Here is a 13763-nt window from a genome sequence, read left to right as displayed (position 1 = left end):
GTGTTCAATAAATCAGCCGCTCCGGTTTGATTTCCTGCAGGATGGTGGTCGCGATTTCTTCGATCGATTTGGTCGTGGTGGACAGCCAGCGGATGCCTGAGCGGCGCATCATCGCCTCGGCTTCAGACACTTCCATGCGGCAGTTTTCAATGCTGGCATAACGCGAATTGGGTCTGCGTTCTGCACGGATCTCTGCCAGGCGGTCGGGGTGGATGCTCAGGCCGAAGATTTTTTTGCGGTGCGGCACCAGGGCAGGGGGCAGCTGCTTGCGTTCAAAGTCTTCCGGAATCAAGGGGTAGTTGGCCGCTTTGAGGCCATGCTGCATGGCCAGGTACAGGCTGGTCGGGGTTTTGCCGCTGCGGCTCACACCCACCAAAATCACATCGGCCGATTCCAGATCCCGGTTCGACTGGCCATCGTCGTGGGCCAGGGAAAAATTGATGGCCTCGATCCGGTCGTGGTATTCCTTGCTTTTGCTCACGTCCGAAAAACGGCCCACCCGGTGGTGCGACTTGATGCCCAGCTCGTTTTCCAGCGGGTTCACGAAGGTGCCGAACATGTCCAGCAGCATGCCCTGGCAGTGCTCTTGCAGGACTTTGAGGACATCCATGTTCACCAGGGTGGTGAAGACGATGGGTTTGCTGCCTTCGGTGTCGGCCGTGTGGTTGATTTGGCGTACCGCCTGGTGCGCCTTGTCGATGGTGTCGGTGAAGGGCAGCCGCACATGCCGCGTTTTCATGTCGAACTGCGCCAGGATGGCGTTGCCAAAAGTCTCGGCCGTGATGCCGGTGCCGTCAGACACGAAAAAAACAGTGCGTTTGGACATGCGTGCAAAAATTTCAAAGGGCAGGGGCACCAAGCCCCCTAAAATGATTCGATTATCCATGGCCCCGGTCGGCGCGCGAACCACAAGAACAACACAGCCCTTCCCGGCTCCATGGCACCCGGTTTTAACTTTGGAGCTTTGCATGTCTGATCTTTTCAGTGAGACCGCCCTGGTCGTCCCCTTTGAACAATTGCGCATGACCGACGTCGAGTCGGTCGGTGGCAAAAACGCCAGCCTGGGGGAGATGATTTCCCAGCTGCCTTCCGGTGTACGTGTGCCAACGGGCTTTGCCACCACCGCCCACGCGTTTCGCCAGTTCCTGGCTTTTGATGGCCTGAGCGATCGCATCAACGCCCGTCTGGACGCGCTGGACACCGAGGACGTGCGTGCCTTGGCCGCCGCAGGCACCGAGATCCGCGCCATGGTCGAAGCCCAGCCTTTTCCGGCCGATCTGGAAAAGGCCATTCGTGAAGAATTTGTTCGCCTGCAGGGCAGCAACCCCGAAGCCTCGTTTGCCGTGCGTTCATCCGCCACGGCCGAAGACCTGCCAGACGCTTCTTTTGCCGGCCAACAGGAAACCTTTTTGAACGTGGTGGGCATCGACGACGTGCTGCACAAGATGAAAGAGGTGTTCGCCTCACTCTACAACGACCGCGCCATCAGCTACCGCGTGCACAAGGGCTTTGCCCATGCCGACGTGGCCTTGTCGGCGGGTGTGCAGCGCATGGTGCGCTCCGATCTGGGTGCGGCAGGCGTCATGTTCACCATCGACACCGAGTCGGGCTTTGAAGATGTGGTCTTTATCACCTCCAGCTACGGCCTGGGCGAAACGGTGGTGCAAGGCGCTGTGAACCCGGACGAGTTTTATGTGCACAAGCCCATGTTGGCCGCAGGCAAGCGCAGTGTGATCCGCCGCAACCTGGGCTCCAAGCTGATCGAGATGGTGTTCGCAACGCCAGAGGAAAAATCCGCCTCGGGCAAGCTGGTCAAAACCACCGATGTGCCCACCGAGCTGCGCAACCGTTACAGCTTGACCGATGACGAGGTCGAGCAACTGGCTCGCTACGCGGTGGTGATCGAGCAGCATTACGGCCGCCCGATGGACATCGAATGGGGCAAAGACGGCACCGACGGCTTGCTCTACATCCTGCAGGCACGTCCCGAAACCGTGAAAAGCCAGGCCAAGGGTGCCCCCGAGCTGCGCTACAAACTCAAAGGCAAAAGCACCATCCTGGCTGAAGGCCGCGCGATCGGTCAAAAGATCGGCACGGGCCCCGTGCGGCGGGTAGCAGACATCAGTGAGATGGACAAGGTCCAGCCGGGTGACGTGCTGGTGACCGACATGACCGACCCGAACTGGGAGCCCGTGATGAAACGCGCCAGCGCCATCGTCACCAACCGGGGCGGACGCACCTGCCATGCCGCCATCATTGCCCGCGAGCTGGGCATTCCGGCGGTGGTCGGTTGCGGCAACGCCACCGAGCAACTGGCCGAAGGCACCCTGGTCACCGTCAGCTGCGCCGAGGGCGATACCGGCCACATTTACGACGGCTTGCTGGAGACCGAAATCAGCGAGATCCAGCGCGGTGTGCTGCCCGAGATCAAGACCAAGATCATGATGAACGTGGGCAACCCCCAGCTGGCGTTTGATTTTGCCCAGCTGCCCAATGCTGGCGTGGGCCTGGCGCGTCTGGAGTTCATCATCAACAACAACATCGGCGTGCACCCCAAGGCCATCCTGGATTACCCCGCCATCGATGCCGACCTGAAAAAAGCGGTGGAATCGGTGGCTCGTGGCCATGCGTCCCCCCGCGCGTTTTACGTCGACAAGGTGGCCGAAGGTGTGGCCAGCATTGCCGCCGCTTTCTGGCCCAAGCCGGTCATCGTGCGTTTGTCGGACTTTAAAAGCAACGAGTACTGCAAGCTCATTGGCGGCAGCCGTTACGAGCCGGAAGAAGAAAACCCGATGCTGGGTTTCCGGGGCGCTGCGCGGTACATCAGCGAAGATTTTGGCGAGGCCTTTGCCATGGAATGCGAGGCCCTCAAGCGGGTGCGTGGCGAGATGGGCCTGACCAATGTGCAGATCATGGTGCCTTTTGTGCGCACCCTGGGCCAGGCCGAAAAGGTCACCCAGCTGCTGGCCAGCCAGGGTTTGCGCCGTGGCGAAGACGGCCTCAAGCTCATCATGATGTGTGAGGTGCCCAGCAACGCCATTCTGGCGGAGCAGTTCCTGGAATTCTTTGATGGCTTCTCGATCGGCTCCAACGACCTGACCCAGCTGACCTTGGGTCTGGACCGCGACTCGGGCATGGAGTTGCTGGCGGTGGACTTTGATGAACGTGATCCGGCCGTGACGGCGCTGATTTCGCAGGCCATCAAAGCCTGTCTGGCGCAGGGCAAGTACATCGGCATTTGCGGTCAAGGCCCCTCGGACCATCCCGACTTTGCGCATTGGCTGATGGACCAGGGCATCAGCTCGATTTCGCTGAACCCCGACACCGTCATCGAAACCTGGACCAATCTGGGTCGTTGATGCCGGCGTTTCAGACTTTGCGTTGACCCCAACCATGGCAGTTCGTCCCCACGCGGCCAACCCATGGCGGCTTCACCGCAATGTGCTGATTTATGTCGCCATCCTGATCGGTTTGATGGGCGCGATGGCCTGGGCTGAACGCTGGGGTTTGTCGCGCAACCTGATTGGTCCCATCTTCCTGTTCAGCACGGTGATGATTTATGCCTTGATCGGCATTTCGAGCCGGACCACCGACGAGGACGAGTACTACGTGGCGGGCCGTCGCATCCCGGCCATGTACAACGGCATGGCCACGGCCGCCGACTGGATGAGCGCGGCGTCTTTCATCAGTCTGGCCGGGGCGCTGTACCTGCAGGGCTTTTCTGGCAGCGGCCAGCAGCCCGGGGGCCTGGCTTATGTGATGGGCTGGACAGGCGGTTTTTGTCTGGTCGCCTTGCTGATCGCGCCCCAGTTGCGCGCGATGAAACTCTACACCTTGCCTGACTATTTTGACCAGCGCTACGGCGGGCGCTGGCCGCGCATCATCGCTGCGCTGGCTTCGGTCTTGTGTTCGTTCACTTATGTGGTGGCCCAGATCTACGGCATTGGCCTGATCGCTTCACGCTTGACCGGCGTTCAGTTCGAGATTGGCATCTTGCTCGGTTTGGGCGGGGTCTTGTTGTGTTCTTTCCTGGGGGGCATGCGGGCCATCACTTGGACGCAGGTGGCCCAGTACATCATGCTCTTGCTGGCGTTCATGATCCCTGTGTCGTGGCTGGCTTACAAGCAACTCGGCAGCCCTTTGGCACCCCTGGTCTACGGTCAGCAGTTGGCGCAAATCGAGGCGATTGAAAAGAAGCTGATCAACGACCCCGGTGAGATCGAAGTCCGCCAGGAGTTTGCCCGCCGCGCCCAGGTGTACGAGGCGCGGCTGAAAAATGTCGAAGGCGCGATGGTGTCGCTGCGACAGGAGCTGGAAGAAAAAATCCGTGTGCTCAAGGCCCAATCGGCCGATTACGCCGCCATCGCCCAAGCCCGGCGTGAGTTGTTGGCCGTGCCCCGCGATGCCGCTGCGGCCCGCGAGCAGTGGACCCGGGCCATGCTGGAGAACCGGGAACGGGCCAAGCCTTTGGGCGGCATGCCCCCGCATGCCCAGGCCTTTGCCGGCAACCCGCAGGGCAGTCCCGAAGAGGTCAAGCTGTTTGGCGAATCCCGGCTCAACTTCCTGGCCCTGGTGTTTTGCCTGATGGTCGGGACGGCGGGTTTGCCGCATTTGCTGACACGTTTTTACACCGTCCCGTCGGTGGCCCAGGCGCGCAGTTCGGTGGCCTGGTCGCTTTTTTTCATTGGTTTGCTCTACCTGAGTGTGCCGGCCTTGGCGGTGCTGGTGAAGTTCGAGGTCATGAACAACCTGGTGGGCAGCAGTTTTGAAGATTTGCCCAGCTGGATGGCGCAATGGGCGCGGCTGGATTCCGCGCTGCTGGAGTTTTCCGATGTCAATGGTGACCGCGTGCTGCAACTGGGGGAGTTGAAGCTGGGGGCCGACATGATCATGCTGGCCACCCCGGAGATGGGAGGCATGCCTTTTGTGGTGTCGGGTCTGGTGGCTGCCGGTGGCCTGGCCGCGGCCTTGTCAACAGCCGATGGCCTGCTCTTGACCATCAGCAATGCCCTGGTGCACGACATTGGCCCCGGCAGGGAGCGCAAGCCCAAATCGGCCGAAGGGCGCGTCATCCTCTCCAAATTTGCGCTGCTCGCGGTGGCCATGCTGGCCGCCGTGGTGGCGGCATTCAAGCCGGCTGAAATCCTGGCCTTGGTCTCGACCTCTTTTTCACTGGCGGCGGCCGCGTTCTTCCCGGGCATGGTCTTGGGCATGGTCTGGCGCAAAGTCCACCGCCCGGCCGTGGTGGCAGGCATGTTGTCGGGCTTGGGTGTCACGCTGTATTACATGGTGGTCAATGCCCCAGGATTTCGCCACTTCTGGGGCCTGGACCCCAGCGCGGGGCTGTGGTTTGGCATTCAGCCGCTGTCGGCGGGTGTTTTTGGGGTGCCCACGGGCTTTGGCGTGATGCTGCTGCTGACCCTTTTGCTGCCGGCTCGTTGGGTCAGCCCGCGCCAACCCTTGCCAGCCCCGGCGGGGGTGCAGAAGGCGGCTACCGCGGCCTCTGATTTCAAGCTATAATTGCAGGCTTCGCCTTGCCGCACCCCGACAGACGCTGGGGGCGGCTTTTCCAACCTTTTGGGTTAACCGCAAGGAGTCTCAATGCGTCATTATGAAATCATTTTGCTGATCCATCCCGATCAGTCCGAACAAGTTCCAGCCATGCTGGAGCGCTACAAAGGCATGATCACTGCCGGCGGTGGCAATATCCACCGTGTTGAAGACTGGGGCCGCCGTCAACTGGCTTACCAGATCAACAAGCTGGGCAAGGCCCACTACCTGTGCGTGAACATCGAAGCCGACCAAGCCGTCATGGCCGAACTGGAGCACGCCTTCAAGTTCAACGACGCCGTGCTGCGTCACCTGACTGTGCTCAAGAAGAAAGCCGAAACCGCACCTTCGTCCATGATGAAGACGGTCGAGCGCGAAGAAGCCCGCAAGTCACAACAAGCCGAATTCGCCGCTTGACACGTGCCTGCTGAGGAGTGAACCGCACCGAACTGACCGCCTGTATTGCCGAGCAAGCCGCTTTGCGATACACCCCCGCTGGTTTGCCTGCTCTCGATTTGATTCTGGAGCACGCCTCTGAAGTTCAAGAGGCCGGGCAAATACGCCAAGTCCAGTTGAAACTTCGTGCCTTGGCCTTCGGGTCACTGGCTGAAAGACTGGTCAAGCAAGCGGTAGGCAGCGTTTGGACGTTCAAAGGCTTTTTGGCCACCCCTCGACAAGGCAAAAGTGTCGTGTTGCACATTCAAGAGTTTCAGCAAGATTAATTTCAGGAGGCCCCATGGCCACGTTCAAAAAATTCAACAAAGACAAGCGCCCCAAGCGCAACACCCAGTCGCTGCTGTTCAAGCGCAAGCGTTTCTGCCGCTTCACCGTGACCGGCGTCGAAGAAATCGACTACAAAGATGTGGACACCCTGCGTGACTTCATCGCCGAAAACGGCAAGATCATCCCTGCGCGCCTGACTGGCACCCGTGCCATCTTCCAGCGTCAGCTCAACACCGCCATCAAGCGCGCACGCTTTTTGGCCATGTTGCCCTACACCGACCAGCACAAAGTCTAAGGAGTCCAACCATGCAAATCATCCTGCTCGAAAAGGTTGTGAACCTGGGTAACCTGGGCGATATCGTCAAGGTCAAAGACGGCTACGCCCGTAACTTTCTGATCCCTCAAGGCCGCGCCCGTCGCGCCACCGAGACCAACAAGGCCGAGTTCGAAGCTCGCCGCGTTGAACTCGAAAAAGCCGCTGCGGCCAAGCTGGCTGAAGCCCAAGCCCAAGGCGAGAAATTGTCTGGTTTGGTCGTGAAGCTGTCGCAAAAAGCCGGCGTTGATGGCCGTTTGTTTGGTTCCGTGACTAACCACGACATCTGCGAAGAGCTGAACAAGCAAGGCTACAAGTTGGTCAAGTCCCAGATCCGCATGCCTCATGGCCCCATCAAAACCGTGAGCGAGTCCACTGTGGCCGTGGCTTTGCACACCGATGTGGTGGTGGACGTGACGGTGACTGTGTTGGGCGAAACAGCCTGATCGTCAACAGACCTTCCGAAAAAACCGCCGGGTATCTCACCCGGCGGTTTTTTTTTCGTCCGCCATCAGCGGCAAAGAACAGCGGCGACGATCAGCGGCGACGGCTCGAACCCAACAAACCGCCCAGCACGCCGCGCACGATTTCCCGGCCAATGGCCGATCCCACCGTGCGCACCGCACTCTTGACCACCATTTGGGCCACACCATCGCGTTGCCCGCCTCGGGGACCTGTGCTGCCAAACAGCATGTCGGACAGCCCGCCCATCAGGCCGCCTTCTTTTTCGGCCGTGGCTGTCGCTTGTCCGGGCAGCGCCGAGGCGTTGCTGCCCTGGCCCTGCGGCGCGCCTGCCTTGATCTTTTCGTAGGCCGAGTCCCGGTCGTGGTGGGCTTCGTAAACGCCGGCCACCAAGGAGTTCTGGATCAGGGCTTGGCGCTGCGCAGGCGTGATGGGACCCAATTGGCTGGCGGGTGGCAACACAAACACCCGCTCGGTTTCGCAAGGGCGTCCCTTGGCATCCAGAAAGCTCACCAAGGCCTCGCCAACGGCCAATTCGGTGATGGCCGCTTCAATGTCCAGGCCCGCTTTGGGGCGCATGGTCTGGGCTGTCGCGGCCACCGCTTTCTGGTCGCGCGGGGTGTAGGCGCGCAGGGCGTGTTGCACCCGGTTGCCCAGCTGGCCCAAAACGCTGTCGGGGATGTCCAGCGGGTTCTGTGTCACGAAATACACGCCCACACCCTTGGACCGCACCAGGCGCACCACCAACTCGATGCGCTCGACCAGGGCCGCAGGCGCGTCCTTGAACAGCAAGTGGGCCTCGTCAAAAAAGAACACCAGTTTGGGTTTTTCCGGGTCGCCAATTTCGGGCAGCACCTCGAACAACTCGGACAGCATCCACAGCAAAAAAGTGGCGTACAGACGTGGCGAGTTCATCAGTTTGTCCGCCGCCAGGATGTTCACCACCCCCAGGCCCTGGGCATCGGTCTGCATGAAGTCTTCGATGTTGAGCATCGGCTCACCAAAGAACTGGTCGCCGCCCTGGCTTTCGATTTGCAGCAGGCCCCGCTGGATGGCCCCAATGCTGGCGGCGCTGATGTTGCCGTATTCGGTGGTGAACTGTTTGGCGCTGTCACCCACATACTGCAGCATGGCCCGCAGGTCTTTCATGTCCAGCAACAGCAAACCCTGGTCATCGGCGATCTTGAACACCAGGTTCAGCACCCCGGCCTGTGTGTCGTTCAGGCCCAGCATGCGGGTCAGCAACAAAGGCCCCATGTCCGAGATGGTGGCCCGCACCGGGTGGCCCTGCTCGCCAAACACGTCCCACAAGGTGGTGGGGCAGGCCATGGGCGCAGGCACTTCAATGCCCCGGTCGCGCAGGACAGCGGCCAGTTTCTCGCCGATCTTGCCACTCTGGCTGATGCCGGTCAGGTCACCTTTGACGTCGGCCATGAAGACCGGCACACCCAGTCGCGAAAAGTTTTCGGCCAGGGTCTGCAAGGTCACGGTTTTGCCGGTGCCGGTGGCGCCTGTGATCAGGCCGTGGCGGTTGGCCAAGCCTGGCAGAAGCTGGCATTGCGTTTGGGCGTTTTGAGCAATCAGCATGGGTTCAGCCATCAAAAATCTCCTGCCTTGAGTGAAAAGTAAAATTCAGCCTCTAGGTTAAATCAACATTCAAGGAATTCCCGATGGCTGGCCACAGTAAATGGGCAAATATTCAGCACCGCAAGGGCCGACAAGACGAAAAAAGACAACGGATCTGGACCCGCGTGGTGCGTGAAATCATGGTGGCAGCCCGCACCGGTGGCGGTGATGTGAGCGCCAATCCCCGCCTGCGCCTGGCCATTGAAAAAGCCAAAGCGGCCAACATGCCGGCCGACACCATCAAGCGCAATGTGGACAAGGCCACGGGCAACCTCGAAGGCGTGAGCTACGAGGAAATTCGCTACGAAGGCTACGGCATCGGCGGCGCGGCCATCATTTTGGACACCATGACCGACAACCGGGTGCGCACGGTGGCCGAGGTGCGTCATGCCCTGAGCAAACACGGAGGCAATCTGGGCACCGAAGGCTCGGTGGCTTTCCAGTTCAAACACTGTGGCCAGCTGGTGTTTGCCCCGGGCACCAGCGAAGACCAGGTCATGGAAGTGGCGCTGGAAGTGGGCGCCGAGGACGTGATCACGGACGAGGAGGGCGCCATCGAGGTCTTGACTTCGCCCGCAGATTTTGAAGCCGTGAAAAATGCGCTGGAGGCAGCCGGTTTGGTGGCCGATGTGGCCGAAGTGACCATGCGGGCAGAAAACAGCGTTTCGCTCACGGGCGATGATGCGGTCAAAATGCAGAAATTGCTGGATGTGCTGGAAGATCTGGACGATGTGCAAAACGTTTTCCACAACGCCGAAATTGAAAACTAAGGAAGTTTGATGAAAGTATTGGTAGTCGGCAGTGGTGGCCGTGAGCACGCCATGGCGTGGAAACTGGCGCAGTCGCCCAAAATCCAGCAGGTTTACGTGGCACCGGGCAATGGTGGTACAGCCAAAGACAAAAACCTGGTCAATGTACCGATCACCGACCTGGCCGTGCTGCGCCAATGGGCTATCGACAACGGCATTGGCCTGACCATGGTGGGCCCTGAAGCCCCTTTGGCCGCAGGTATCGTGGACGATTTTCGCGCGCACGGTCTGCGCATTTTTGGGCCCACCCAAGCGGCGGCCCAACTGGAGAGCTCCAAGGCGTTTTCCAAGGCGTTCATGCAGCGCCACGGCATCCCCACGGCCGAATTTGAAACCTTCACCGATGCGGCCCAGGCCCATGCCTATGTGGACCGCCAGGGCGCGCCCATTGTGGTCAAGGCCGACGGTCTGGCTGCAGGCAAAGGGGTGGTGGTGGCCATGACCCTCGCCGAAGCCCATGAGGCGATCGATTTCATGCTGCTCGACAACCCCTTGGGGGTGGCCCACAACGCGGGCGGAGCGCGGGTGGTGATTGAAGAGTTCCTGCAAGGCGAAGAAGCCAGCTTCATGGTGTTGTGCGACGGCAAGAACGTGGCAGCCCTGGCCACCAGCCAGGACCACAAACGCTTGCAGGACGGCGATGAAGGCCCCAACACAGGCGGCATGGGGGCTTATTCCCCCGCACCCGTGGTCACGGCTGAGGTCCATGCCCGCGCCATGCGCGAAGTCATTCTGCCCACTATCCGGGGCATGGAAAAGGACGGCATCACTTACACAGGTTTTTTGTACGCAGGCTTGATGATCGACCCACAGGGCCGCATCAAGACCCTGGAGTTCAACTGCCGCATGGGTGATCCGGAAACCCAGCCCATTCTGATGCGTATGAAGACGGACTTGCTGGAAGTCCTGTTGGCCGCAACCTCTGAGGGTCTGGACCAGCTGGAGATGGAATGGGACCGCCGCGTGGCTTTGGGCGTGGTCATGGCCGCACACGGTTACCCGATGAACCCGCGCAAAGGCGATGCCATCACCGGATTGCCTCAAGACGAGAGGGATACCATGGTGTTCCATGCGGGTACCACCGAGAAAGACGGCCAAATCCTCACCTCGGGTGGGCGCGTGCTGTGCGTCACGGCGCTGGCCGATTCGGTCAAGCAGGCGCAGCAAAAGGCCTATCAAACCGCCAGCCCGATTGCCTTTGATGGCATGCAAATGCGCCGGGACATTGGTTACCGCGCCGTCAAAAACTGAAGCACCGGGACCCTTCATGAGCACCTTGACCCGCCATCCTGTGATTTTCAAGGGCTCTCGCCTGGCCCGCTGGATTCTGAAAATGCTGGGCTGGCGTCTGGACTTTGAGGGCTTTCCCACGCGTCAGGGAGTTGCTATTGTTTATCCGCACACCAGCAACTGGGATTTCCCGATCGGCATGTTGGCCAAATGGGCCTTGGGGATTCCGGCGCATTTTTGGGGCAAGGATTCGCTGTTCAAGTTTCCGCTGGTGGGCGCCTGGATGCGCTGGGTGGGCGGCATCCCGATTGACCGCAGCTCTTCTCGCGGTGTGGTGGGTCAGATGGTGCACGTTTTCGAGCAGCACAAACAAAATGACCAGTTGCTCTGGTTGGGCCTAGCCCCGGAGGGCACGCGCAGCCACACCCCGGGCTGGCGCAGCGGTTTTTACCAGCTGGCTCTGGGCGCGAAAGTGCCTCTGGCGCTCGTCAAGCTCGACTGGGGTCAGCGCCGCTTCAGTGTGGTCGACTTTTACGATCTGACGGGCCAGGTCGAGCGCGATTACGCCCACATGACCCAGGTGTTCGAAGGTGTGCAGGGCTTTCATGTGCACCAGATGGGCCCGATCCTTCCGTGGAGCCCTGCGCAGGCGACGCCATCGTCCCCTTCAGACACCACGACCACTTCCTGAAACCTTTCTACTTTCCTACCCACCATGAGCACCCCTTTTGAACTCGGTACCGTCAAAAACTATCTGGTGGGCTTGCAGTCCCGCATCACCGGGGCCTTGACCGATCTGGATGGCACACCCTTCCTGACCGATGCCTGGCAAAAAGACCCGGGCGAAAAACTCCAGGGCAATGGCATCACCCAGATTCTGGAAGGCGGGCCCATTTTTGAACGCGCTGGCTGCGGCTTTTCGCACGTCACGGGGCCGCAGTTGCCACCCTCGGCCACCCAGCACCGCCCTGAACTGGCCGGCTCGGCCTTCGAGGCCATGGGCGTGTCCCTGGTGTTCCACCCGCGTAACCCCTATGTGCCCACGGTGCACATGAACGTGCGCATGATCGCGGCCAAGCCCGAGGGCAGGGCACCCGTGGCCTGGTTTGGTGGCGGCATGGACCTCACGCCTTATTACGGCTTTGACGAAGACGCGGTCCATTTCCACCAGACCTGCAAAGACGCGCTGGCGCCTTTTGGAGAGGCTTTGCACCCGCGTTTCAAGGCCTGGTGCGACGATTACTTTTGTAACAAGCACCGCCACGAACAGCGCGGCGTGGGTGGCATTTTCTTTGACGACTTTTCCGAGTTGGGCATGGAGCGGAGTTTTGCCATGCTGCAAAGCGTGGGCGATGCCTTGTTGACGGCCTACATGCCGATCGTGCAACGCCGCAAGGACACGCCTTATGGCGAACGCGAGCGAGACTTTCAGCTCTACCGCCGGGGCCGCTATGTGGAGTTCAACCTGGTCTGGGACCGGGGCACACATTTCGGTCTGCAGTCCGGTGGCCGCACCGAGTCGATCTTGCTGTCCATGCCACCCGAGGTGCGCTGGTCGTATCAGCGCCAGGACGCGCCTGGTTCGCCCGAGGCACGTTTGCTCAGCCACTTCCTGGTGCCCAAGGACTGGGTTTGAGCCTGCCGCCTGTCACGGACAACGCCAAGGCCAGCGTGCAGCGCCTGGGTGTTTTTGGCGGGGCCTTTGACCCGCCGCACCTGGCCCATGTGGCCTTGGTTGAGGCGGCCATCGTCCAGCTTCAGCTCGATCAGGTGCATGTCTCGCCTACGGGCCAGGCCTGGCACAAGCCGCGTCAACTCACCGATGCCATGCACCGCCTGGCCATGACGCGTCTGGCCTTTGCGCATGTGCCGCAGGTGGTGGTGGACGAGCGCGAAATTCTGCGCACCGGCCCCAGCTACACGGTGGACACCTTGCGCGAGTTGCAGACCGAATACCCCGGGGCCCAGCTGTATTTGCTGCTGGGCGATGACCAGCGGCGCTCCTTGCCCGCCTGGCACCAGATCGGTGAAATCGGCCGCATCGCTATAATCTGCGCCGCAGGTCGTGATATGGCCGTGCGTGCCTGGAACGAACGTTCGGATGCGCCTGATTCACTCCCCCCCATTTCAGACACGCTGCAAGCGCGCATTCGCTCCCTCGACATGCCGCTGATGCCCCACAGTGCCACGGACATCCGTGTGCTGGCGGCCACACAGCAGGCCCTGACCGGTCTGGTATCCCCCGCTGTTGAGCGCTATATTCACGAACACCACCTTTACAGGCCCCATTGATGACCGAAAACGCCGCCAAAAAAGACATCCAGAAACTCCAGCGGGCCATTGTGGACGCTTTGGAAGACGTCAAGGCCCAAGAGATCCAGGTGTTTGACACCGAACACCTGTCTTCGCTGTTTGAGCGGGTCATCATCGCCTCGGGCACCTCGAACCGCCAGACCAAGGCGCTGTCCGCCAGCGTGCGTGACAAGGTGCGCAATGCCGGTTTTGCCAAGCCCCGCATCGAGGGCGAAGACAACGGCGAGTGGATCATTGTCGACTGCGGCCCGGCCGTGGTGCACATCATGCAGCCGACCATCCGCACTTACTACAACCTCGAGGAAATCTGGGGCGGCACCCCTGTGCGCCTGAAGTTCGGTGCGCCCAAGCCGGCAGCCACAGCCGAGGTCAAGGGTCACATCCAGAACTCGGTGGCCAAAAAAGCCACAGGCAAAGCGTCAGCCAAATCCACAGCAGCCAAAACACCGGCTGCCAAAAAGTCTGCCGCTAAAACTCCGGCCAAAGCCAAACCCGCCTTGAAGGCGCCGACCAAAACAGCCAAAGCACCCGCCAAAACGGCGACCAAAACCGCTGCAAAAACGGCGCCCAAAGCCAGTAGCCCGACCAGCAAGCCCACGGTGAAGACGGTGGGCAAGCCCACGGCCAAGCCTGCTGCAAAATCAGTGGCCAAACCCGCCGCTCAATCTGCCGCTAAAAAGGCCCCGGCCCGCAAGGCGGTGCAAGCCACCACCCGCCGCAAAGCCGATTGATCCTGC

At 60.7% G+C, this 13763-nt stretch carries 14 protein-coding genes; 12 read left to right on the top strand and 2 right to left on the bottom strand.

Translation table 11 applies throughout. From position 1 onward, the window contains the following. Window positions 1-4: 4 nt before the first annotated feature. Window positions 5-826, bottom strand: coding sequence for a pyruvate, water dikinase regulatory protein (locus B9Z34_RS02355; protein ID WP_108426865.1), 822 nt, complete (start codon window positions 824-826; stop codon window positions 5-7). 142 nt (window positions 827-968) lie between these two features. On the opposite strand from B9Z34_RS02355, the gene ppsA reads away from it, so the two are divergent. The 6 genes from ppsA to rplI all read left to right on the top strand — a co-directional run bounded on the left by ppsA (window position 969) and on the right by rplI (window position 7032). Then, window positions 969-3359: a phosphoenolpyruvate synthase gene (ppsA, locus tag B9Z34_RS02350; protein WP_108426484.1), complete on the top strand. Its 2391-nt coding sequence runs from the start codon at window positions 969-971 to the stop codon at window positions 3357-3359. A gap of 34 nt (window positions 3360-3393) precedes the next feature. After that, window positions 3394-5520, top strand: coding sequence for a VC_2705 family sodium/solute symporter (locus B9Z34_RS02345; RefSeq protein WP_108426483.1), 2127 nt, complete (start codon window positions 3394-3396; stop codon window positions 5518-5520). 81 nt (window positions 5521-5601) lie between these two features. Then, window positions 5602-5967 carry a 30S ribosomal protein S6 gene (gene rpsF, locus B9Z34_RS02340; protein WP_108426482.1) on the top strand — a complete coding sequence of 122 codons (366 nt, stop codon included), beginning with the start codon at window positions 5602-5604 and terminating at the stop codon, window positions 5965-5967. 17 nt (window positions 5968-5984) lie between these two features. Beyond that, complete coding sequence (gene priB, locus B9Z34_RS02335; RefSeq protein ID WP_108426481.1) at window positions 5985-6272, top strand: primosomal replication protein N; 288 nt, start codon at window positions 5985-5987, stop codon at window positions 6270-6272. Between the two features lie 14 nt (window positions 6273-6286). Then, window positions 6287-6568 carry a 30S ribosomal protein S18 gene (rpsR, locus tag B9Z34_RS02330; RefSeq protein ID WP_019427495.1) on the top strand — a complete coding sequence of 94 codons (282 nt, stop codon included), beginning with the start codon at window positions 6287-6289 and terminating at the stop codon, window positions 6566-6568. 11 nt (window positions 6569-6579) lie between these two features. Then, window positions 6580-7032 (top strand): 50S ribosomal protein L9, encoded by a 453-nt coding sequence (gene rplI / locus B9Z34_RS02325; RefSeq protein WP_108426480.1) that lies wholly within the window; start codon window positions 6580-6582, stop codon window positions 7030-7032. Between the two features lie 91 nt (window positions 7033-7123). On the opposite strand, the gene B9Z34_RS02320 is transcribed toward rplI, so the two are convergent. Further along, window positions 7124-8647 (bottom strand): helicase HerA-like C-terminal domain-containing protein, encoded by a 1524-nt coding sequence (locus B9Z34_RS02320; RefSeq protein WP_108426479.1) that lies wholly within the window; start codon window positions 8645-8647, stop codon window positions 7124-7126. A gap of 71 nt (window positions 8648-8718) precedes the next feature. On the opposite strand from B9Z34_RS02320, the gene B9Z34_RS02315 reads away from it, so the two are divergent. From B9Z34_RS02315 to rsfS, 6 genes are read left to right on the top strand one after another with little or no spacing between them, the layout of a single operon-like run. Then, on the top strand, window positions 8719-9444 hold the full coding sequence (locus tag B9Z34_RS02315) for a YebC/PmpR family DNA-binding transcriptional regulator (protein ID WP_108426478.1): 726 nt from the start codon (window positions 8719-8721) through the stop codon (window positions 9442-9444). 9 nt (window positions 9445-9453) lie between these two features. After that, window positions 9454-10734: a phosphoribosylamine--glycine ligase gene (gene purD / locus B9Z34_RS02310; RefSeq protein ID WP_108426477.1), complete on the top strand. Its 1281-nt coding sequence runs from the start codon at window positions 9454-9456 to the stop codon at window positions 10732-10734. A gap of 16 nt (window positions 10735-10750) precedes the next feature. Further along, on the top strand, window positions 10751-11404 hold the full coding sequence (locus tag B9Z34_RS02305) for a 1-acyl-sn-glycerol-3-phosphate acyltransferase (RefSeq protein ID WP_108426476.1): 654 nt from the start codon (window positions 10751-10753) through the stop codon (window positions 11402-11404). A gap of 24 nt (window positions 11405-11428) precedes the next feature. Beyond that, the gene (hemF, locus tag B9Z34_RS02300) at window positions 11429-12349 is read left to right on the top strand and encodes an oxygen-dependent coproporphyrinogen oxidase (RefSeq protein WP_108426475.1); all 921 of its coding nucleotides are present in this window, start codon (window positions 11429-11431) and stop codon (window positions 12347-12349) included. Beyond that, window positions 12346-13005: a nicotinate (nicotinamide) nucleotide adenylyltransferase gene (gene nadD, locus B9Z34_RS02295; RefSeq protein WP_108426474.1), complete on the top strand. Its 660-nt coding sequence runs from the start codon at window positions 12346-12348 to the stop codon at window positions 13003-13005. The genes hemF and nadD overlap by 4 nt, the downstream gene beginning before the upstream one ends. Next, the gene (gene rsfS / locus B9Z34_RS02290; RefSeq protein WP_108426473.1) at window positions 13005-13757 is read left to right on the top strand and encodes a ribosome silencing factor; all 753 of its coding nucleotides are present in this window, start codon (window positions 13005-13007) and stop codon (window positions 13755-13757) included. The genes nadD and rsfS overlap by 1 nt, the downstream gene beginning before the upstream one ends. Window positions 13758-13763 lie beyond the last annotated feature (6 nt).

The organism is Limnohabitans sp. Hippo3, assembly GCF_003063665.1.
Classification (GTDB): Bacteria; Pseudomonadota; Gammaproteobacteria; order Burkholderiales; family Burkholderiaceae_C; genus Limnohabitans_A.
The sequence above is the reverse complement of the archived record's forward strand: the minus strand, read 5'-3'. Positions and strand labels throughout refer to the sequence as shown.